17 protein-coding genes are annotated in these 22,352 nt (G+C 64.2%); 11 read left to right on the top strand and 6 right to left on the bottom strand.

The genetic code is table 11. The features are described 5' to 3' along the window. Nucleotides 1-17: 17 nt before the first annotated feature. Nucleotides 18-815 carry a heparan-alpha-glucosaminide N-acetyltransferase gene (locus OO015_RS09025; protein WP_265940903.1) on the bottom strand — a complete coding sequence of 266 codons (798 nt, stop codon included), beginning with the start codon at nucleotides 813-815 and terminating at the stop codon, nucleotides 18-20. A 4-nt stretch (nucleotides 816-819) separates the two neighbouring features. Next, nucleotides 820-2,058, bottom strand: coding sequence for an MFS transporter (locus OO015_RS09020; protein ID WP_265940902.1), 1,239 nt, complete (start codon nucleotides 2,056-2,058; stop codon nucleotides 820-822). A 493-nt stretch (nucleotides 2,059-2,551) separates the two neighbouring features. Between OO015_RS09020 and ileS the strand changes: the two genes are divergently transcribed. The 4 genes from ileS to OO015_RS09000 all read left to right on the top strand — a co-directional run bounded on the left by ileS (nucleotide 2,552) and on the right by OO015_RS09000 (nucleotide 8,856). Beyond that, nucleotides 2,552-5,731: an isoleucine--tRNA ligase gene (gene ileS, locus OO015_RS09015; RefSeq protein WP_265940901.1), complete on the top strand. Its 3,180-nt coding sequence runs from the start codon at nucleotides 2,552-2,554 to the stop codon at nucleotides 5,729-5,731. Nucleotides 5,732-5,748: 17 nt separating this feature from the next. Then, nucleotides 5,749-6,504 carry a class I SAM-dependent methyltransferase gene (locus tag OO015_RS09010; protein ID WP_265940900.1) on the top strand — a complete coding sequence of 252 codons (756 nt, stop codon included), beginning with the start codon at nucleotides 5,749-5,751 and terminating at the stop codon, nucleotides 6,502-6,504. Between the two features lie 172 nt (nucleotides 6,505-6,676). Continuing rightward, nucleotides 6,677-7,672 (top strand): amidohydrolase family protein, encoded by a 996-nt coding sequence (locus OO015_RS09005; RefSeq protein ID WP_265940899.1) that lies wholly within the window; start codon nucleotides 6,677-6,679, stop codon nucleotides 7,670-7,672. Between the two features lie 2 nt (nucleotides 7,673-7,674). Further along, a complete protein-coding gene (locus OO015_RS09000; protein ID WP_265940898.1) occupies nucleotides 7,675-8,856 on the top strand; it encodes a diphosphate--fructose-6-phosphate 1-phosphotransferase in 1,182 nt (393 codons plus the stop codon). A 23-nt stretch (nucleotides 8,857-8,879) separates the two neighbouring features. Here OO015_RS09000 and OO015_RS08995 read toward each other — a convergent pair whose 3' ends face one another. After that, nucleotides 8,880-9,173 (bottom strand): putative quinol monooxygenase, encoded by a 294-nt coding sequence (locus OO015_RS08995; RefSeq protein WP_265940897.1) that lies wholly within the window; start codon nucleotides 9,171-9,173, stop codon nucleotides 8,880-8,882. A gap of 164 nt (nucleotides 9,174-9,337) precedes the next feature. Between OO015_RS08995 and OO015_RS08990 the strand changes: the two genes are divergently transcribed. The 6 genes from OO015_RS08990 (at nucleotide 9,338) to OO015_RS08965 (ending at nucleotide 13,643) form a co-directional block, all read left to right on the top strand. Then, the gene (locus OO015_RS08990) at nucleotides 9,338-10,081 is read left to right on the top strand and encodes an aspartate/glutamate racemase family protein (RefSeq protein WP_265940896.1); all 744 of its coding nucleotides are present in this window, start codon (nucleotides 9,338-9,340) and stop codon (nucleotides 10,079-10,081) included. Between the two features lie 64 nt (nucleotides 10,082-10,145). Next, entirely contained in the window at nucleotides 10,146-10,499 is a 354-nt protein-coding gene (locus OO015_RS08985) for a hypothetical protein (protein WP_265940895.1), read from the top strand. A gap of 52 nt (nucleotides 10,500-10,551) precedes the next feature. After that, a complete protein-coding gene (locus OO015_RS08980) occupies nucleotides 10,552-10,998 on the top strand; it encodes a FixH family protein (protein ID WP_265940894.1) in 447 nt (148 codons plus the stop codon). Next, nucleotides 10,995-12,446, top strand: coding sequence for a FesM (locus OO015_RS08975; protein ID WP_265940893.1), 1,452 nt, complete (start codon nucleotides 10,995-10,997; stop codon nucleotides 12,444-12,446). The genes OO015_RS08980 and OO015_RS08975 overlap by 4 nt, the downstream gene beginning before the upstream one ends. A 13-nt stretch (nucleotides 12,447-12,459) precedes the next feature. After that, nucleotides 12,460-13,026, top strand: a complete 567-nt coding sequence (locus OO015_RS08970; protein ID WP_265940892.1) for a hypothetical protein — start codon at nucleotides 12,460-12,462, stop codon at nucleotides 13,024-13,026. After that, a complete protein-coding gene (locus tag OO015_RS08965; RefSeq protein ID WP_265940891.1) occupies nucleotides 13,026-13,643 on the top strand; it encodes an SCO family protein in 618 nt (205 codons plus the stop codon). The genes OO015_RS08970 and OO015_RS08965 overlap by 1 nt, the downstream gene beginning before the upstream one ends. A gap of 6 nt (nucleotides 13,644-13,649) precedes the next feature. Here the strand turns inward: OO015_RS08965 and OO015_RS08960 are convergent, their stop codons facing one another. Further along, nucleotides 13,650-15,044: an aspartate aminotransferase family protein gene (locus tag OO015_RS08960; protein WP_265940890.1), complete on the bottom strand. Its 1,395-nt coding sequence runs from the start codon at nucleotides 15,042-15,044 to the stop codon at nucleotides 13,650-13,652. Between the two features lie 734 nt (nucleotides 15,045-15,778). On the opposite strand from OO015_RS08960, the gene gltB reads away from it, so the two are divergent. Then, entirely contained in the window at nucleotides 15,779-20,305 is a 4,527-nt protein-coding gene (gene gltB / locus OO015_RS08955; protein ID WP_265940889.1) for a glutamate synthase large subunit, read from the top strand. An 84-nt stretch (nucleotides 20,306-20,389) separates the two neighbouring features. Here gltB and OO015_RS08950 read toward each other — a convergent pair whose 3' ends face one another. Next, complete coding sequence (locus OO015_RS08950; RefSeq protein WP_265940888.1) at nucleotides 20,390-20,740, bottom strand: P-II family nitrogen regulator; 351 nt, start codon at nucleotides 20,738-20,740, stop codon at nucleotides 20,390-20,392. Continuing rightward, a complete protein-coding gene (locus OO015_RS08945) occupies nucleotides 20,737-22,029 on the bottom strand; it encodes an ammonium transporter (RefSeq protein WP_265940887.1) in 1,293 nt (430 codons plus the stop codon). Before OO015_RS08945 ends, OO015_RS08950 begins: the two co-directional genes overlap by 4 nt. Nucleotides 22,030-22,352: the final 323 nt, after the last annotated feature.

The following is a 22,352-nucleotide window of genomic DNA, read 5'->3' as shown; positions in this document are numbered from 1 at the left end:
GCGCGACGAGCGACGCCTCAGCCAATGAGCCGTCGGAAATCGATCGCACCGATGGCGGTCAAGCATGCGATCAGGATCGGCTGGTGCACCAGGTAGAGCAGCAAGCTGTGCCGCCCCAGCCAGATCAGGACGCGACTACCGGGTAGCGTCGGTGCTTCCGGGAACGGCCACCGTCGCACGCCGCCAGCGTAGAACCACGACGCCAGGGCGACTCCCAGTAAGACGACCGCCATCCAGGGGAACAGCGGCCGGAAATCGAACGAACGGTACCCTTCCGGCACAAGACCGAGCCAGAAGAGCCACCTATTACCCGGCAAGGACGCGAACCAAGAACCCAGGAGCAATGCTCCTCCGGCTACCAGGACGTTCCATTCACGCAAACGGAGCAATGCCAGACTCAGAAGATTCGAAACCAGAATGAGATGCAAGATACCGAAGAGTACGACATCGGCCGGACTGAGAAACCATGTCACGATCGTCACCAACAAGGCCGCACCAGCCAGACGGGAGAAGCGGCGGAGGAGGTGGCGACGATAGCGTTCCCGGTCACGCCCCAGCCGATCGTGCGCGAGCACCAGCGAGACACCGCTCACGAAAAGAAAGAGGCTGGCGATGAAGTCGGCGAACAGTCGCCAGCCACCCACCGTGACCGCGATGGGCCAGCCCCCGAAGGCAGCCAGGTCGAACGCTGCATGGTAGACGACCATGAGTAAGAAAGCGACCCCACGCAGTGCGTCGATTTCCCAGAATCGGACAGCGCCTCCGGCAGTTCGGTTTCCCGCTACTTGGGTCGAAGGATAGCTTGCCAGTTTCATGGCTTCACCGAGCTGGAGAATACCCTGGCCCGCCCGGTATCTCCCCGACCGCGCACGGACGCGGTGCCACGCGCACCGGGAAGACTACGGCTGCTGCGGCGAGTCCAGCAAACGCAGACAGGGCAAGCGACCACGCGTAACTGCCCGTCCAATCGAAGAGGGCACCACCCAGGGCCGATCCAGCGGCGGTCCCGATCGGCATGATCGCGAAAATGATCCCGAAAATGGTCCCGAGACGACGTCGTCCGTACAGTGTCGCGCAGAGCGACGAGGTAAGCGGTGTGGTCGCGCTCCACGAAAAGCCGATCACCAGTGCTGCAGCAAGGAGTCCGACCGGATGCGCTCCGAAAAGGAGTAACCCGAGGAAGCCCAGGCCGCGGAGCGCGTACACTGTCGACAGCGGCAGACTGTTCCCGCTACGGTCGAGCCACCAGCCGGTCGCGAATGCGCCAGCGATGCTGGCCCACCCTGTCAGCGAGAGCCCGGTCGCCGCCACCGTGTGGCTCGCCCCGAGGCGTGTCGCGTAATCGACGAAGTATGTCATGACCCATCCCATGGTGAAGCCGCAGACGAAGAAACCGAAACCCAGCTGCCACCACGCTCGCGACCGCAGCGCTTCGCGTATGGTACAGCCGCTCGTCTCGCTCGCTGAACGACGCGCGCTGGCTCGACTCCGCAGGAGCAGGAAAGCAGCTGGCGCGAGCAAGACGAGCGCTCCGCCGAGCGTCGCGAAGGCGTCTCGCCAGCCGAGTGCCGCGACGAGTGTTGCCAGCAGCGGTACCACCAGCGCCTGGCCAGCGGGATTGGCTGTGGCTGCCAGCGAGAGCGCCGTGGTTCGACTCCGCTCGAACCAGGCTGCCACCACCGGCGTCAGCAGTGTCGGCGAAAGACTCGCCAGGCCGATACCGGTCAGGAGGCCGAGTCCAAGGATGAGCACGAGCAGCGAGGAAGCCCGACTGCCGAGAAACAACCCCACCCCCAGACAGATCAGTCCGGCGGCGGCAACGATGCGCGCTGAAAGCGTGTCGACCAGCCACCCGATGATCGGTTGCGCGAAGCCGACGATGAGCACGCTGAGCGAGACGACCGAACCGAGCTCGGCATGACTGAGGCGAAGGTCATGCTGAATGTCCGGGAAGACCAGTCCGACCAGGAAGCGTCCCCCGGCAGCGGTCGCCATGATGGCAGTCACCCCGATCAGCGCCGCCCATGTTCCCACTGGCGAACGACTTGCCTGCTCCACCCGTACCGACCTCCTCGACAGATAGCACTCGAACACTACTCAACTGCTCGGACGCGGTCAACGCAACAGGATCGTACCCCTCGCAGCTCGGGCAACCCTACCTTCCTCGATCGGCCGGTTTGCAGCGACCTGGATTGAATGGTACGTTTTTGTATCGGCGACAAAGCGATGATGGCAACAGCGACGACGGAAGCGAGTAGGTCGCGAGCCGCCCTCAGCGAGTCCGGGACGGTGCGAGCCGGACGGGAACGACGCGACTGAAGATCCTTCCTGAGCTGCTACCCGAACCGGTGACCGCGCACCGCAGTAGGCGTGGCCGGGTGCTGCCCGTTACCGCAGCAGAGAGTGGGCGCGAAAGTCGTCCCTTCGCGTCAACTGAGGTGGTACCGCGGGCAGCCCCCGCCCTCAGACCGAGGGCGGGGGTTTTCGGATAAAACCGAGAGCAACACGCATTAACGCTGCTAACCGAGTTGCTCGCATGGAGGTGCGTCACATGTTCGATCCAGTACCGACCAAGGACGTCGACTTCCCAGCACTCGAGCGTGCCATTCTTCGCTGGTGGTACGACTACGGCATCGTACAGAAGTACATCACGCGCAATGCCAACAGCCCCAAGCGCTACTCGTTCATGGACGGGCCGATCACGGCCAATAACCCTATGGGCGTGCATCACGCCTGGGGCCGCACCTATAAAGATTTCTACCAGCGCTTTTACAGCATGCTCGGATACCGGCAGCGCTATCAGAACGGCTTCGACTGCCAGGGTCTGTGGGTTGAAGTCGAAGTCGAGCGGGAACTCGGATTCACGTCCAAGCGTGACATCGAGGCCTATGGTATCGACCGCTTCGTCGAAAAATGCAAAGAACGCGTCTTCACGTATGCGGCCATCCAAACCGAACAGTCCAAGCGGCTCGGGTACTTCATGGACTGGGACAATTCCTACTATACGCTTTCGGACGAGAACAACTATTCGATCTGGCACTTCTTGAAGGTGTGCCACCAGAACGGGTGGATCTACCACGGGTACGACGTGATGCCCTGGTGCCCTCGCTGCGCGACCGGTCTTTCCGAAATGGAAGTCAGCGAGGGCTACAAGGAGATCACCCACCTGAGCGTCTACGTCCGTTTCCCGCTCGAGGGACGTGAGCGAGAATCGCTCCTGGTCTGGACGACGACCCCGTGGACTCTCACGGCCAACGTCGCGGCGGCTGTCCACCCGGACCTCACCTATGTCCGCGTTGGCCAGGGCGATGAGGTCCTCATCCTGGCCGAAGAGGCGGCACGTCACGCACTCCGCGGTCCCTACGAGGTTCTCCAGTACCTCAAGGGCAGCGACCTGGTCGGCCTGCGGTATCGCGGTCCCTATGACCACCTCCCAGTCAATGCCAGCATCGAGCACCGCGTGATCCCGTGGGAGGCCGTCGATCCCAGCGAGGGAACCGGAATCGTGCACATCGCCCCTGGCTGCGGTCGGGAGGACTATCAGCTGAGTAAGGAGCACCAGCTCCACGTGATCGCACCGCTCACCGAGGATGGCTATTATGTCGAGGGGTTCGACTGGCTGACCGGAAAGCACGTCCATGCGGTTGCCGAGCCGATCGCCGAAGATCTCGAGCGTCGCGGGTTGCTCTACCGCCGCGAGCCCTACTTGCACCGTTATCCGACCTGCTGGCGGTGCGGGACCGAACTCGTCTTCCGCCTCGTCGACGAGTGGTTCATCGCCGTCGATCCCTGGCGCGAAAAGGTGATGGAGGCAGCTCGCCAGGTCCGCTGGATCCCCGAGTTCGGTCTCGAACGCGAGCTCGACTGGCTCCGCAACATGGACGACTGGATGATTTCCAAGAAGCGCTACTGGGGTCTCGCCCTGCCGATTTGGCAATGTCCGGAATGCGGTTGGTTCGACGTCATCGGTAGCGAACGAGAACTCAAGGAACGCGCGATCGCCGGTTGGGAGGACTTCGAGGGTCACACACCGCATCGTCCCTGGATCGATGCCGTCAAGATCCGCTGCGAGCAGTGCGGCGCCGTCACGAGCCGTATCCCCGATGTCGGCAATCCTTGGCTCGATGCGGGCATCGTCCCCTTCTCGACACTCCAGTACCGGCATGACCGCGCCTACTGGCAGGAATGGTTCCCGGTCGATTTCATCACCGAATCCTTCCCGGGCCAGTTCCGGAACTGGTTCTACTCCCTCCTCGCCCAGAGCACGGTGCTGACCGGCCAGGCACCGATGAAGACGTGCCTGGGCTTCGCCCTGCTCCGTGACGAGAAGGGCGAAGAGATGCACAAGAGCAAGGGGAACGCGATCTGGTTCGACGAGGCAGCCGAGCGAGCTGGCGTCGACGTCATGCGCTGGCTTTACCTCAAGCACAATCCGGCCCAAAACCTGAACTTCGGCTGGCGCTTGCTCGACGAAGTTCGCCGGACATTCCTGCTGCCGCTCTGGAATTCGTACGCCTTCTTCGCCAACTATGCCCGCCTCGACGGGTTCGATCCCCGCCAGCACGACGTGCCGCTCGCGGAGCGGACACTCCTCGATCGCTGGATCCTCGCACGACTGCAGCAGGTCATCGCGACCGTCCGCGACCGTATCCAGGACTACGACTCGATGAATGCAGCGCGGGCGCTCCAGGACTTCGTCGTCGAGGACCTTTCGAACTGGTACATCCGTCGTAACCGGCGACGGTTCTGGAAGACGGAGAGTGACCAGGACAAAGCAGCCGCTTACCTCACGCTCTACGAAGTCCTCGTCACGCTCGCGAAGCTGCTCGCTCCTTTCATCCCGTTCACGACCGAACTCATGTACCAGAATCTGGTCCGCCGGGTCGATCCGCAGGCACCGGAGTCGGTTCACCTCACGGACTATCCGGAAGCCGATCCCGGCAAGATCGACCTCGCCCTTATCGAGGACATGAACTGGCTCCTGCGAGCCGTCGAACTCGGCCGAGCAGCCCGCAACAAAGCGGGCGTCAAAGTGCGCCAACCGCTACCGCGGGCTGTCGTCGCTGCACGCGACGCTACAGCTCGTCGTGCGATCGAGCGGTTGCTCGACCAGTTCATGGACGAGCTGAACGTCAAGGCCGTCGAGTTCGCTGACCGGCCGGAGGACTACCTCTCGTACCGGGTGAAGCCGAATCTGCCGGTTCTCGGTCCTCGTTTGGGTGCCAAACTACCGGCACTCCAGAAGCTCCTGGCTGAGCTGGATCACAATCAGCTGGCCCGCCAGTTGCGGCTCGGCCATCGCATCACACTGCTCATCGACGGACAGGAGGAAGAGTTCGGACCGGACGACTTCCTCGTCGAGACGATCGATCGACCCGGATTCGCCGCCTTCGAGGACCGGGACCTCCTGGTCGCGATCGACCTCACGATTACGCCCGAGTTGAAGCTCGAGGGACTGGCGCGCGACTTCGTGCGTGGCGTCCAGGAAGCGCGCAAGAACGCGGGGTTCGAGATCGACGACACCATCGTCATCGTCTACCGCGCGTCCGGAGACCTGGCGGAGGCCATCGAGCGCTTCCGGGATTACATCGCTCACGAGACCCTCGCGGTCGAGTTGCGAGCAGGTGAACCGGAGCGAGAAGACGGACACCTCGAGGAAGTGCGCGTCGGGCGTGAGCGCTTCGTCGTCTCGCTCCGTCGGGTCGGCCGGCTGGCCGAGACTCGCCGGTGAGACGAGGAGCCCAACCGATGTTCCAGCCAGCGCCCCGATCCCAACCCAGTACCGTCACCATCCCGGGTTGGGATCGGGAACGTTTCGGCCCCTTGCGCGAGCGCAGGATCGTCCTTCCACGGACAGGCCAGGGTTTCCGTCTCCTCCAACCAGTCGACTTCGACCGGCTGCTCGAGTTCGCTGCGAACGATCCGGAGGAGCATCTTCCGTACTGGGCGGAACTGTGGCCGAGCGGCATCGCCCTGGCTGACGCGATCCTCCTCGACCCTGGAACAGTGCGCGGCACCACCGTCGTCGAACTCGGTTGCGGACTTGGTCTGACGGCCGCAGCTGCGCTACGAGCAGGCGCACAGCTCGTCGCCACCGATTACAGCGAAGCGGCTCTGCTGCTCACGCGCTGGAATTGCCGGCGCAACGTCGGCCGGGAACCGGCAGTCATGCAGCTCAACTGGCGACGGCCCAGTCCAGACTTTTTCGCGGCACTCGGTAGCACTGGTGTGCCGGTCGTGCTCGCGGCCGATGTGCTCTACGAGCGGCGCGATCTCGAGCCGTTGCTCGTCTTGATCGAACGCATTCTCGCTCCAGGGGGGCTCCTGTGGCTCGCCGAGCCGGGCCGGCAGACGGCGGCCGACTTCGTCGAACAGCTTCGTACTGCCGGCTGGCACGACGAACAGGACACCTGGACGGGACCGTGGCCCGATGCCAGTGACAGCCCGGTCGTCGTAACGGTCCACCGTCTGCGCCGCCCGAGCCACGTATCGGTTCGCTGGTGAGTGTCCGGGCGGAACGATCGCCCACAACGAAAGCTGTCCGGTACCGGTCGAATGGCAGCTCGCATGTGCCACAGTCCGAACACGGACTCCGGCGCGGCTCTCGATCGACTTCCGTTCGGTGCGTCTTTCTGCTAGGCTGCAGCCGGTGAGCGAATCGAGGGGAGCCGGCACGATGCGTATCGACTGCCACACGCACTTCTATCCAGCTGGGTTTCTCGCGGCGATCGAGCGTTCGAGCGATCACGCCGTACTCCGCCGAGAACGCGACGGTACACTGGTTCTCGCCTACGCTGGCGATTACAACGTGCTCGCGCCTGCCCACCATTCGCTCGAGGCTCGCCTGGCCGACATGGAGCGAGCCGGCATCGACTTCGCGATTCTCTCGCTCACGACCCCGGGCGTGCACGTGGAACGAACGGAGCGTGGCGTTGCGCTCGCAACGCTCGTCAACGATGAATTCGCGACGATCCAGCGGCAGTATCCCGACCGCTTCCGTTGTCTGGCCACCTTGCCGCTGCAAGCTCCGGAACGAGCTGCTCGCGAACTGGAGCGCGCCACGCGCGAGCTGGGGCTGGTCGGAGCGATGCTCTTTTCGAACGTGAACGGAAAACCGATCGACCTGCCGGAGTTCTGGCCGATCTACGAAGCTGCTGAGGCACTCGGCGTCCCGCTCGTGATCCACCCGACGGCACCATCCTTCGCTGACGTCCTCGCGGACTACCGGCTCGTCGCATTGCTCGGGTTCGCCTACGATACGACGATGGTCGCTGCCCGCATGGTGCTTGGCGGAGTTCTCGACCGTTTCCCGCGCTTGACACTCGTGCAGACCCATCTGGGCGGAGCGCTCCCCTATCTGGCTGAACGTATCCAGCGCGGCTACCGTGCCTATCCCGAACTGCAGGGTCGTCTCCGTCGCGATCCCCTGGACTACTTCCGCGACATGTATTTCGACACAGTTCTGTTCGACCCGGCTTGTCTGCTCCTCGGCCTCGCGTTCGCTGGGGAAGATCGGCTCATCCTCGGCAGCGACCACCCCCATCAAGTCGGTGATATCGAGCGTGCCCCTCGCGTGATCGAAGAACTCCCGATCTCGCCGCACGCCAAGAACAAGATCCTCAGCGAAAACGCTCGACGCCTCTTCCGCCTTCCGATCGGGATGGAGCAGTGACGGTGCCGCCGCATCTCCTCGTCCTCCAAAGCGGCGGGCCGACAGCAGTCATCAACGCAACGCTCGCTGGCGTGCTCGAAGCTGCCCGTGAACAGGGCTTCGCCCGGGTGCTGGGCGCCTTGCAGGGATTCGGTGGTCTCCTGGCCGAGCGCCTCATCGACCTGACTGCGCTCACCGGCGAACGACTCGAGCGACTGGCCCGAACCCCCGGCGCAGCCCTGGGTACTTCGCGCGATCGTCTGGACGCACGTTCCGCCCAGCAGGTGCTCCGCATCCTGGACCGACAAGCCATCGACGCGCTCATCGTTATCGGCGGGAACGACACCGCGGCGAACGCCCAAGCCCTCCACGTCGCCGCGACGGAAGCGAACCGGCCACTGGTCGTCGTCCACGCCCCGAAGACGATCGACAACGATCTTCCCGAAACCGATCATACGCCCGGTTACCCGTCGGCAGCTCGTTTCCTCGCGCTGGCGACTCGCGACCTCCTCATCGACACCTGGTCGGTCCGCAACCTCTATCCCGTCACACTCCTCGAGGTGCAAGGCCGCAATGCGGGGTGGCTGACCGCAGCCTGCGCACTGGCGTCTCCACCCACGCTGCTCGAGCATCTGCTGCTGTTCTTTCCCGAGCGTCCACCGGATTCCCTCGACGGCCTTATCGCCGAGCTGCTCGAGGCACAGCGAGCGCACGGCTGGCTGCTCGCCGTCATCCCGGAAACGCTGCGCGACCAGCTCGGACAGCCGATCGCTGGTCTAGAACCGCGCTGGACCGATCCCCATGGACACGCCTACCCAGCAAGCCCGGGCGAACGGCTCGCGGGTGTTCTCACCGCTCGGTTCGGCACACGGGTGCGCGTCATCCGACCCAATGCTCTCGCCCGGTCATTCGCAGCCGCACCGTGCGAGCTCGACCGCGAAGAGGCACGAGCGATCGGCCGGACAGCGGTTACCTGGGCGCGAATGGGCCGGCAGGCTGTCATGGTTGCCATCCGGCGACTCGCCGATGATCCGTATCGTGCGGAATTCCGACCGGTCGGCATCGCGGCGGTCGCTGCTCAGGAGCGACGGCTTCCCGAGACCTGGATCGATCGTGACGGCCGGAGTATCGCTGCCGCGTTCCGCCAGTACGCGCTCCCGCTCGTCGGGCCTGTCGACCAGGTCGATCCAGTGCTCTTCGAGTGATCCGGGGTGTCGCGCGAGCGGCGTCAGATGACAACGTACCCCTCGCCGTCACGGTCCACGAGACGACGCGCGTAGCGCTCGAAATCAGGTAACCGCGGCAACAACTCCCCGAACAAACGCTCGTTGAACGCGTTATGTGCCTCGCGGCTCACCCAGCGCTCGACCCACACGTAACGCTGCTCTTCGTCCAGTCGGACGAGTTCGGAAGAAACACAGCCTTCAGCCTCACGCGCCGCAGCGATCAGGACACGAAAAGCCCGTTCGAACTCGGGCTGCATACCTTCCTCGACTTCGAAGAAGCTCAGATCCACGAACATCGGCCTCCCCCGTCTACTCTTCCCGCTATCCTGCGTCGTCGACCGAACGAGCGTCAACCACGCACCAGTTCCGACCCGGTTTGCCAGGACGCTGGGTCAGGCACTGTCCCGCAGCCGACCCCCGGCAAACCAGTACACTGTCGAAAAGGAGGTGGCGCGGACCGATGCACCGACGGACGATCGGGATACTCGGCGGCATGGGGCCGCTCGCCACGGTCGAGTTCTACCGGCGGGTCGTCACACGCACACCCGCTCGATCCGATCAGGACCATCTGCACGTCGTGATCGACGCCGACCCCACGATACCCGACCGTACGGCAGCACTGGTCGAGCGCGGTGCCGATCCCACACCGCGCCTGATCGCCGCAGCGCGGCGCCTCGAAGCGTCCGGTGCTGACTTTCTGGTCGTACCCTGCCACACCGCCCATACGTTTCTGCCTGCAGTGCAGGCAGCGATCGGCATACCGATCGTCGACATGATCGGAGAGGCCGCTCTTGAACTCGCGCGCCGCTATCCGCCTGACACACCGTTCGGCTTACTCGCCACGAGGGGAACCATCGCGGCCGGGCTCTACGAACGTGCGCTCTCCCGGCAGCGTCTCCGAGTCCTCGTACCGGACGAAGCCGGCCAGTGCCTCGTCGATCGGGTGATCACGCGTATCAAGCAGGGATGCCTCGATGAGGAGACAACGGCTCTCGTCTCCCTCACCGTCGAACGGATGGCAAAAGGAGAAGTCGCCGCCATCGTCATCGGCTGCACGGAACTGTCGCTCATTCTGCTCGAGGAGCGATCCGACTCTCCACTGGTTGATACAACGTCGCTTCTCGCCGATGTCGCAGTCGCGATCGGTCTCGGAATTCGCCCCTTGCCGCCACCGCTCCCGACGCCCGGTTCGGCTGCGCCCTGATCACGGGGTTCGGCGAATGAGTAGACTTGCTCCCAGCGGCTGATGCAGCCGCTGGGAGCGTGGCATGCGTCGGTGGCTCTCGGCGAACGTCGTACTCCTCGTTCTCGTGACGTGTTTCGGCTTGTTCCTCTTCCCCACTGAGTGTTCCTGCGGAGCCGTCGAACCGCATCCGCACGCGCTCTTCACGCTCCCGGGCCATCACCACGGTCCACACATCCACCACGAGACGGACGAGCGCCCCGCCGCGACGCGCGCTGCCGTGCCGAACGGACAACCGAGTTCCATCATGGCCTGGTCCACGTTGCTTGGCTTCATCACGCTGTACCTCGTCTCGACCGCCCAACACGTTCCCGTAGGGAGAGAGGAGATCCCTCCCCGGTGGTCACCGGCCCCCGAACCACCTCCACCTCGCCCATGAGGCCCTACCTCGTCGACCGACACCAGGCAGAGAACATCGCGAGGAGGGTCAAATGGGCCTACGGTGGACAAAGCTGTTCCTGCTCCTCTCGCTCGTGCTCCTCGTACCGCTGACCGCAGCCTGCCGACGGGGAGAAGCGACGACGCACGTGCGGGCCGAGCTCGCAGCGATCGAACCCGATCCGCCGGCCGTCGGTCCGGCTACGCTGCGTTTCCGCCTGCTCGACAGTACTGACGGAAGACCGGTGACCGGGCTGGGTACGGTCGAAGTCGAAGGAACAATGTCGCACGCCGGCATGGAGCCTGTCATCACGACCGCACGCGAAGAGGAAGACGGCATCTATGTGACGGAAGGGTTTCGGTTCACCATGGCCGGAGACTGGATCGTCATCGTGCGCGGTACACGGAACGGAGAGCGTTTCGAAACCCGGTTCGAGCTTTCCGGCGTCCGCAGCAGTGCGGGTAGTCCGGGTCACCAGCACGGGACGGCCACACCATGAGTCGCTCGGGAGTGCCGATCACGCTCTCTCACCCACGCTGGAGCGATCTCACCCGATGGCCACTGCTCGGCCGCTTTCTCCGCCTGCGCCACGCCCGAACGATAGCCCAAACCGTCTTGCTGGTGCTCGCGGCACTCGTCCTCTACGATGGCTTCTTCGGCCCACCCATCGCACCGAAGAACCTGGCAGGGGTCCTGCCGTGGGTCCACTGGCGTGGGCTCGTCGTACTCGCTCTGCTTTTGGCGGGCAATCTCTTCTGCTTCGCCTGCCCCTTCATGCTGCCGCGACGGCTCGCTCAGCTCCTCTTCCGGCCCAGGCGCTCCTGGCCGCGCTGGCTCCCAGGCAAGTGGGTCGCCATCGTGCTCCTCGTGACGTTCTTCTGGGCCTACGAGGCGTTCGACCTGTGGGCCAGCCCCTTGCTCACTGCGTGGGTCGCGCTCGCGTATTTCGTTGCCGCCTTCGCGATCGACGGGTTCTTCCGGGGAGCAGCTTTCTGCAAGCATGTCTGCCCCATCGGGCAGTTCAACTTCATCGGTTCCCTCGTCTCGCCGACCGAGGTCCGCATTCGCGATGCCTCGGTCTGCCAGCGATGTCGGACTAAAGATTGTATCCGCGGTCGCTTCGATCGGGACGGGCGACTCGTCCAGCGAGGCTGCGAACTCGGCCTCTTCCAGCCGGCCAAGGTCGGGAACCTCGACTGCACGTTCTGCCTCGATTGTCTGCACGCGTGTCCGCATCAGAACGTCGGCATCCGCTGGCGGTTCCCACTTCGTGCTGAGACAGATCCGGACAGTCTCCGTTCCGGCATCGGCCGCCTGAGCGGCAGGCACGACTGGGCGACGCTCGTCGTCGTCTTGACCGCTCTGGGCTTCCTCAACGCGTTCGGCATGGTCAGCCCGGTGTACCACTTCCTGCGCTGGCTGAGCCAGACGCTGCACGTCACCCGCGAACCCGTGCTCCTGGCCATCGTGTTCGCCGGCGGCCTTGCTGTACTGGCGACGTGTGTCACGCTGGCGAGCCTGGCGACACGCTGGCTCCTGCCCACGCCTAGTCCGCGCTGGTCCGGGATGCGCTTCGTCTACACGCTCGCACCGCTCGGTTTCGGTATGTGGTCGGCACACTACCTCTTCCACTTCTTCACCGGGGCCCTGACCGTGCTACCGCTGGCACAGCAGTTCGCGGTCGACGTGACGGGTCGCGCTCTGCTCGGGCAACCAGCCTGGCACCTGGCGAGCCTGCTCTCGGTCGCCGCCACGACCGACCTCGTCGTCATCGTCCTGGCACTCGGGTATTTCGGCTCGCTGTTCTGGACGATGCGGCTTGGCAGCCGGTATCGTCTCGGCTTCATCGCGCTCCTCCCCTGGCTCGGTCTGAACACGCTGCTGTTCCTGTTCGGAATTTGGCTACTCGGTCAACCGATGGAAATGCGCGGTACACTCCTCGGCTGAGAGCGAGGATCGGATGCGCCACATCAGCCTACTCATGATCGCGACCGTGCTCGGAACCCTGCTGTTGGCCACCCATTCGACGGTTGACGCGAACGGTGGGCAGGTACGCATCGCCAACCAGCCAGTGGGGCCGTACGAAGTTACCGTCTTCACCAGCCCAGTCCCGCTCCGCACCGGCACCATCGACGTGAGCGTGCTCCTCCAGCGCGCCGACACGAAGGAAATCGTCGATGGTGCCGAGCTCGTGCTCTCGGTCGCGCCGGTGGGCGGTGGCACCTCGCTCCGGTACCCTGTGACGCGCGATCAGGCGACGAACAAGCTCTACTATGCTGCCGAGTTCTCGATCGACCAACCCGGCGAATACCTGTTCCAGTTGGAGATCCAGGCGCCTGAGGGAGCCGGTAGCGTCACCTTCACGGCCACGGTCGAGCGTGCCGGCACCGGATTCTGGCGCTCCTGGTGGTTCTGGGGGCTCGTCGGTGTGGCTGCCGTGATCTTTCTGTGGCGGCTCTTCGCTGCTCCTGTTCCGGAACGAGCCGAACCCCCCACTGGAGCCACGGGTCGAACGAGGAGGCGGTAATGCTCCGGCTATTGCGCACGGTGTTGTGGGTGGTCGCGCTCGTCTCCCTACTCGCCACAGGTGCAGGACACCTGTATCGTTGGTATCAGGCTCAGCAGTCCGACTCGTGGGCGCTCGAACTCGACGGCCGTCCAGCACCGAGCTTCACGCTCACCGATCACCGTAGACAAACGGTCAGTCTCGAAGACTTTACCGGTCGGATCACGGTCGTGACGTTCGTGTTTACCTCCTGTCCAGAGACGTGTCCGCTCACGCTCCACAAGCTGGCAACTGCACACCGGGAACTTCCGCCAGACCTCCGACAACAAGTACAGCTCGTCGCCATCACCGTCGATCCGGAGCACGATACAGTGGACCGTATGGCGCAGTATGTAGAGGCGAACGGTCTGGACAACATCCTCTTTCTGACCGGTGCCCGGCAGGCGCTCGAGCCAGTATGGTCCGGCTTCGCGATCACCGTCGAGCAGGTTCCGGCGGCGAGCGGGCAGGTGACGCTCCTGCACACGCCGGTCACGTACGTGCTCGATCAGGAAGGGCGACTCGCCTTTCTCGTTCGCGACGAAGCGCTCGATCCGGATCGATTCGCTGGGCTGCTCGAGCGCCTCGCCGCCTCGTGAGAGCGCTCAGTCAGTGATCTCGCTCGCGAACTCCGCCTCGGTCTCGGTGAGTGCCTCGTCGATGATCGCGACGATCCGGTCGATCTCCTCTTTGGTGACAACGAGGGGCGGGGCCACGTGGACGATCTCCCAAACCCGCGTGAGGAGTCCCTTCTCGTTCATCCGCCGCTCGAGTGCTTTGATGAAGGCGCTGTTCCGTGGCCACTTTTCCTTGGTCGACTTGCTCTTGACGAGCTCGATCCCGCACATGAGCCCGAGGCCCCGCACATCCCCGACCGTCGGATGACGGAGGAGCTCACGCAGCTGCTGGAGGAGATACGCCCCTTTTTCGGCACTCTGCTGCACCAGGCCCTCGCGGTCGAAAATCTCCAAGTTCTTGAGCGCAGCTGCTGCCGCGACAGCATGGCCGCCGAACGTCAACAGATGGCCAAGCGGTACCTCCTTCTGCTCCTGAAAGATCTCGAACACACTGTCGCGGACTGCGACTGCGCCCATCGGGGCATAGCCCGAGGTGATCCCCTTGGCCATCGTCATCAAATCGGGTACGATCCCGAAGTGCTCGGCCGCGAACATCTTGCCGGTCCGCCCGAATCCGTTGATGACTTCGTCCATGATGAGCAGCACACCGTACTTGTCGCAGATCTCCCGCAAACGCTGCCAATACTTCGGGGACGGAACATGGACACCGTTCGAGGTCGAGATCGGCTCGCCGATAACGGCTGCGACGGTTTCCGGGTCCTGATAGAGGATCTCCTGCTCGACGTAGTTCGCGCACATCAGGTCACCGTCTTCACCCTCCAGTCCGAAGTCGTTGCGGTAGCGGTTGGGCGACGGCACGTAGTAGACGCCGTACATGAAGGGCCCGAAGAACTTCTCGCTCCGGGACTGCGTCAGCGACATCGCGCCATAGGTCATCCCATGGTAGCTGCCACGCCGGGCGATGATCTTGTACCGTTTCGGGAATCCGCGCATGGCCTGCACTTGCTTCGCGATCTTGATCGCGCTCTCCACCGCTTCCGATCCGCCCGAGCAGAAGAAGACGCGGTTCAGATCGCCAGGGAGACGCTCAGCGAGCTCGTGCGCGAGCCGGACAGTGGGAACGGTCGTGTGGTTCGCCGAGGAGACGTACGCGATCTTGGCTGCTTGCGCGGCCATCGCTTCGGCTATTTCACGCCGACCGTGGCCCGCATTCACTACCCACAAGCCCGAGAGCCCGTCGATGTATTCGCGCCCGTACACATCGACGAGCGTACTGCCGTAGGCTCGCTCGAAAACACGAAAGCCACGCTCTTCAGCCAGCCTGATCCACTCGGCGGAATGAATCCAGACATGCTTGAGCGCCTCGTGTTCGAAATCGACAGCAGTCCGCGGCTCTGGATGCAGTTTCACCTGCTCGGTCATTCGACACCCCCATGTGTCCTCGTCACCACTCGGTCTGTGGTACGTGTGGCTCGCTAGCGGGTCTTGATTCTCCGACGACCCACCGATCCGCACCGAGCAGTGTCACACAATTCTCGGATGGAGACAAGATGCTCAACACTCTTCACGCGATCGGCACGCCACGCACGAATCGAAACTGGAATCGCTCGGCACGTTGCGCGCGATGGTTCGTTTCGCCCGTTCGAACATCGCCTGGTGCCCAGTGCGGTGGGCAGGGCACCTTGCACGGACTGTTCGCGAGCCGTCTCACCTGCAGCACAACAGGCAAAGAGACTTCAGTCCTGCACAGAAAGCGAGGAAAGGTCTTGCGCTCACCGTGCCTGAATGCTATAGTAGCGAGCTGAAGTCCTCGATGCGTTGCCCGCGCAACGGCGCGCGAGCGGTGGAGGAGGAAGCGACGATGGCTGCAATGGCGCGGCTTTGCTGTCCGGAACCGAATCGCTGTCACGCATCCCCTACCTGTTCCCCTCAGAGGCCGACACCTCGTAATCGCGTGCTGAGGCGACTGTAAGTATCGCCTCGTCACGAGCTCGTGGCTTCCGGATCATGACCAGATCCGCCCGGCGCCGTCCACAACCAGAAACTACTCCTGGCTGATGGCTGTGAAGAGACGAGGGACGATACGGATTCGATCGAAGTCGCTCCGAGCCCGTGAGCGGCCACCTCGCTGGAGAGGGAAGGGAGTCGAGAACGCGATGAAGCGCATGACGGTAGAAGAGCGCCGACAGCACGCACCACTGTACCGCTCGGAGTACGAGCACGACGCCTGTGGAACCGGCTTCGTCGCCGACCTCAGCGGGAAGCCGAGCCACGCGATCGTGCGCTACGCACTGGAGGCGGTCGTCAATCTCACCCATCGCGGTGCCGTCTCCGCGGACGCCAAGACGGGCGATGGCGCCGGCATCACGGTACAATTGCCGCGAAAGCTCTTGGCTCGTGAACTGGCTCGCCTGTACGGCCTCACCGTCGAGCCTGAGCGTCTGGCTGCTGGACTTGTGTTCCTCCCAGCCAGCGATCCGACCGTCGCAGCACGGTGCAAGCAGGCACTGGCCGAAGCCCTGCAGGCTCACGGTATCGCCGACATCTGGTGGCGCGAGGTCCCGATCGACCCGGATGTCCTCGGCCAGCAAGCTCGGCAGACGATGCCGCGCATCGAGCAGGTGATCGCCGTACGACCAGCTGACATCGACGCCATGGAGTTCGAGCGGCGCCTCTACCTCGCTCGACGACGCGCCGAGCGGGTCGCCAAGGAGATCGGGGCACGCGACTTTTTCGTGCCGTCGCTCTCCTGTCGAACGATCGTGTATAAAGGGCTGTTCGTCGCCCAGGATCTGGCGGCATTCTATACCGATCTCCAGGATCCGCTGATGGAGAGTGCGCTCGCGCTCTTCCACCAGCGCTACAGCACCAACACGTTCCCGACCTGGCAGCTCGCCCAGCCCTTCCGCCGGATCGCGCACAACGGCGAAATCAACACGCTCCAGGGTAATCGGAACTGGATGCGGGCCCGCGAACCGGAACTGTCCTCGCCACTGTGGGGTGACCGCCTGGCCGAGCTTCTCCCGCTCATCGATCCGGACGGATCCGACTCGATGAGCCTGGACCAGGTTCTGGAGTTGCTCGAACTCTCCGGTCGCGACATCGTCCATGCAGTGGCCATGCTGATTCCGGAAGCCTGGGAACAGATGGACGATCTCTCGCCGGAGATCCGCGCCTTCTTCGACTACCATGCTGGCCTCATGGAACCGTGGGACGGGCCAGCGGCGATCGCCTTCACCGACGGACGCGTCGCTGGAGCTGTGCTCGACCGCAACGGCCTACGTCCCGCTCGCTACTCGATCACCGAAGACGGGTTGGTCGTCTTGGCCAGCGAGACCGGTGTGATCGATCTCTCGCAGCGCCGCATCGTCGAGCGTGGCCGGCTCGGCCCTGGTCAGATGCTGGTTGCCGATACGGCAACCGGTGCCGTTTACCGCAATACGGAGATCAAGCAGTTGCTGGCGACCCGGCAACCCTACGCGGCCTGGCTGGCCGAGCACCGGATCCGGCTCGGGGCCGCACCGGTCGACGGAAACGGTCAGGAAATCGACGAGACCGAGTGGCTACGGCGACAGATCGCCTTCGGGCTCACCGCCGAGGACCAGCGGCTAGTGGTCCAGCCGATGGCGATCGAGAACAAGGAGCCGCTCTGGTCGATGGGCGACGACACGCCACTGGCGGTCCTCTCGGAGTTTCCGCGCCCGCTGGCCCATTTCTTCCGTCAGCGCTTCGCGCAGGTCACCAACCCACCCATCGACTCCTATCGCGAGAAGCTCGTGATGTCGCTCGACGTCTACCTCGGCCCGCGAGCGAGCCTCCTCACCGAGACGCCAGAGCACGCCCGGTTGCTCCATCTGTCGAGCCCCTTCCTCCTCGAAGAGCAGTTCGCTGCCCTGACGCACCATCCGGACCTGAAGGCAGCGACGCTCGAAGCCGTGTTCCCGATCGCAGCTGGTCCTGCTGGCCTGGAGCAGGCGCTTCGCGAACTGCTCCGGAACGCGGAACAGGCAATCGACAGCGGCGCGAGTCTGCTCATCCTGAGCGACCGCGCGGTCGACGCTGCGCACGCGCCGATTCCGATGGCGCTGGCAATCGGCGCAGTGCACCACCACTTGATCCGCGCCGGCAAGCGGATGCGCGCATCGATCGTCTGCGATACCGGTGACGTCTGGGACGTGCATCAGGCGGCCGTCCTCATCGGCTACGGTGCTGCGGCAGTCCATCCGTATCTCGCGCTCTCCGTTGCTCGGAGCTTCGCTGGAAGTCGCACCGCTGGCGACCTCACACCAGATCAGCTCGCCAAGAACTACATCAAGCAGCTCGAGTCGGGCTTGCGCAAGATCATGTCCAAGATGGGAATCTCGACGCTCGCCAGCTACCAGGGGGCGCAGCTCTTCGAGATTCTCGGCCTCTCCCAGGACGTCGTGGACGAGTTCTTCACCGGCACGCCGTCGCGTCTCGGCGGCCTGGACCTCACCGGCATCGCCGAACGCGCCCTGGCACGACACGCTGCTGCCTTCCAGCAGCCGGTCGACAAGTTGCCCGACTGGGGCTTCGTGCGTTTCCGCAAGGACGGCGAGTACCACGCGTTCAGCCCGACCAACGTCCGTGCGCTCCAGCACGCTGCGCAGACCGGCGACCGGGAGGCCTACCACCAGTTCGTCGAACTCGTTCAGAACCGCCGCCCCATGGCGTTGCGCGACCTCGTGACGTTCCGGCCGACCCAGCCCGTCCCGATCGAGGAAGTGGAGCCGGCCGAGGAGATCGTCAAGCGGTTCGTCGTCACGGCCATGTCGCTCGGTGCCCTCTCACCGGAAGCACATCGCACGTTGGCGATCGCGATGAACCGCATCGGCGCGCGCTCGAACTGCGGTGAGGGGGGCGAGGATCCTGACTGGTACTACGAAGGCGGCACCGACGTCCCGCACAACAAGATCAAGCAGGTGGCGAGCGGACGCTTCGGCGTGACTGCCGAGTACCTGGTTCGGGCAGAGGAACTGGAGATCAAGATCGCGCAGGGCTCGAAGCCTGGCGAGGGTGGCCAGCTGCCTGCCCACAAGGTGACAGCCATCATCGCACGCTTCCGCCACGCCATCCCGGGTATCCAGCTCATCTCGCCGCCGCCGCATCACGACATCTACAGCATCGAGGACCTCGCCCAGCTGATCTACGATCTCAAGATGGTCAACCCACGGGCGCGCGTCGGCGTCAAACTCGTCGCCGAGGCGGGAGTCGGCACGATCGCGGCTGGTGTCGCCAAGGCGCACGCCGACTACATCCTGATCAGCGGTCACAGCGGCGGCACGGGCGCCTCGCCGCTCTCCTCGATCAAGTTCGCTGGTGTGCCCTGGGAACTCGGCCTGGCAGAAACACAGCAGACGCTCGTCCTCAACGACCTGCGCAGTCGCGTCCGGCTCCGCACCGACGGAGGACTGCAGACGGCGCGCGATATCATCATCGCCGCGCTGCTCGGTGCCGAGGAATTCGGCTTCGGCTCCGCTGCACTCGTCGCGATCGGGTGCGACATGGCCCGTCAGTGCCACCTCAATACCTGCCCAACGGGTATCGCCACCCAACGCGAGGACCTGCGCAAGCGGTTCGCTGGGAAGCCCGAGCACGTGATCAACTACTTCACGTTGCTCGCTGAAGAGGTCCGTGAGTACCTGGCGATGCTCGGCGCTCGGCGCTTCGACGAGATCGTCGGGCGCGTCGAGCTGCTTACCCAGCGCACCGATCTCGAGGGACCAGCCGCGCTCCTCGATCTCAGTCCGATCCTCGCCGTGCCGCCGGACCCGAACGCACCGCGGCGCTGTCTCTACGAGCGCAATATCTTCCACGACCTGACCGGCCCGGCACTGGACGAGTGGCTGCTCGAACAGGCGCGTCCCGCCTTCGAGGAACGAAAGCCGGTCTACATCACGACGACGGTCCGGAACCACAACCGCGCGGTCGGCGGGCGACTGGCGGGCGAACTCAGCTTCCGCTTCGGTCGCGCGCACGCGCCTGACGGCCTCATCACCGTCGAGCTAACGGGTGAGGCGGGACAGAGCTTCGGTGCCTGGTGCTGGCATGGGCTGAAACTGGTCCTCACCGGCGAGGCGAACGACTACGTCGGCAAGGGTATGGGCGGCGGTACGATCGTCGTCCGCTCGCCCGAACCACCAGCCGATCCGACCCGACCACACGTGCTCGTCGGGAACACGGTGCTGTACGGCGCGACGGGCGGCGAACTTTTCGTCGCGGGGCAAGCTGGGGAGCGCTTCGCCGTCCGGAACTCCGGCGCTGTCGCTGTCGTCGAAGGTGTCGGTGACCACGGCTGCGAGTACATGACCGGCGGCATCGTCGTCGTCCTCGGTCCGACCGGCCGCAACTTCGCAGCCGGAATGACCAACGGCCTTGCGTTCGTCTTCGACCCCGAAGGGGTCTTCCCGAGCCGGCTGAATCGCGAGTACGTGCAGCTCGAGCGACTCAGCGACAGCGACGACGAGCCGCTGCGCGCGTTGATCGCGAAGCATGTCGCCTTGACCGGTAGCCAGCGCGGGCGCGAGATCCTCGAGCGCTGGCACGAACTGCGCAGCGCATTCTGGAAGGTCGTCCCGCATCCGCCGATCGAGGCTGCGGACGAGCGACCGACCCGACGCGTCCGCGAGCGACCGGTTGCCACCCAAGCTGTTGCAGACTGACCTCCCATCCATCCCATGCCGCAACCAGCCCGCGGGAAACTCCCCGCGGGCTGGTTGGTGGGTGGGGATGTGGTGTCTGCTCGATCAAGCCACCGGGGTGACCGCTGCTTCATCGCGCTCACCGGTTCGGAGCCGATAGACCGCCTCGACCGGCAAAACGAAGATCTTGCCGTCGCCGACCTCTCCGGTACGCGCCGCACTGAGGATCGCCTGGACTGTCGGCTCGACGAAGTGATCGGGGACACCGATATCGAGACGAATCTTCGGAGAGAGTTCCATCTTCACGGTCGTACCACGATACGTCTCGACCTGTTCCGTCTCCCCACCGTGCCCTTGCGCAGTGGAAATCGTCAACCCACGCACCTCGGCCCGGAACAATGCTTCCAGGACGTCGTTCAGCTTCTCCAGTCGAATGATGGCGACGATCAGTTTCATGCGTTACCTCCCACCCGCTTCGCCACAGCCTCACCGATGAAGCCGGCCTCGCTCGCTCGGCCCGAGGGAAGCAGCAGGACGGCACCTTCGCCGCTCGTGTAGGCCTGTTCACCATGCTCGGCGACATCCAGACCGAGCCGCTCCGTCTTCTCGGAGACGCGCAATGCGGTCACCAAACCGATCGCGCGCAAGATGACGAAGGTGCCAGCAGCGGTGTAGGCAACAACAGCAAGAACCGCGATGATCTGGATGACGACTTGCATCGGATTCCCGAAGAGGAGCCCATCGGCAACGCCATTCCATGACTGCTGGGCGAAAACACCCGTCAACACGGCCCCTGTCAACCCACCCACACCGTGCGCAGCGAACACATCGAGCGAATCGTCCAGTCGTGTCCGTGCGCGCCAGAGGAGGGCGAAGTAGCTCGGGAACGCAGCCAAAGCCCCGAGCGCGATCGCCGAAAGGGGTGCGACGAACCCGGCCGCTGGGGTGATCGCCACCAACCCGACGACGATCGCCGTAGCCAGTCCGACAGCAGTCACCTTCCCATCGCGAATCGAGTCGAGGATCATCCACACGAGTGCCGTCGCCATCGGCGCCAGCATCGTGTTCGCGAAGGCGAGTCCGGCAATCTCGTTGGCCGCGAGCGCACTCCCCGCGTTGAACCCGAACCAGCCGAGCCACAACAGCATGGCACCGAGGAGCGTGAAGGGAATGTTGTGCGGGAGAATCGCCTGTCGACCGTAGTCGCGCCGCTTACCCAGTACCAGCGCACCGACAACTGCAGCGATACCAGCATTGATGTGCACCACCGTTCCACCAGCGAAGTCGAGTGCGCCGAGCTCAGCCAGCCAGCCGCCGCCCCACACCCAGTGAGCGATCGGCGCGTAGATCAGCACGGCCCAGAGCATGATGAAGACGAGATACGGGCCGAAACGCATCCGCTCGACCAGTGCACCCGAAATGAGCGCTGCCGTGATGATCGCGAAGGTTCCCTGGAAGCACATGAAGAGTACGTGCGGGATCGCGCCGTTCTCTTCGAGGCCGACGCCCCGGAGAAGAGCATGGGAGAGGTCACCAACCACCGGAAGGCCAGACGAGAAGGCAAGCGAATACCCGATCAACACCCAGGCCAGTCCAACGGCGGCCAGAGCGCCGAAGCTCATCATCATCGTGTTCAGAACGTTCTTTGATCGTACGAGACCGCCGTAGAAGAAACCGAGCGCAGGGGTCATCAAGAGAACCAACGCAGTCGCCACGAGCATCCACGCTCCTGCACCCTCGCTCATCGTCGAGCTCCTTTCCGCTGCTCCATCGCAGCACTGATGGCCATTCCGTCCTTCGGTACCGGCGAACGTGAGGGTCGCTCACTCTGGTGGCTCACGCGCTCGCTCCAGCGTCCCGCCACTCATCCCTCGAGCCTCCTCTCTGTTCGTGCAGAGTACCGAAGTCAACCGGCCGCAGCTCGGGCAGCTCGCGGAAAAGGACGAAACTAAACTGTGCATTGAGCACAAACGATCAGGTTCTCCAGACTTCACGGCAGGACACAGCCGACCGCGAGCGTCAGCTCGGTTCACTGGTATCTCGCTGGCCGAGATCGCCCCTCTCCTGC

Origin of the sequence: Thermomicrobium sp. 4228-Ro (assembly GCF_026241205.1) — a bacterium.
Lineage (GTDB): Bacteria > Chloroflexota > Chloroflexia > Thermomicrobiales > Thermomicrobiaceae > Thermomicrobium.
Note: the sequence above shows the minus strand (reverse complement) of the source record. Positions and strands in the feature narration are given on the sequence as shown.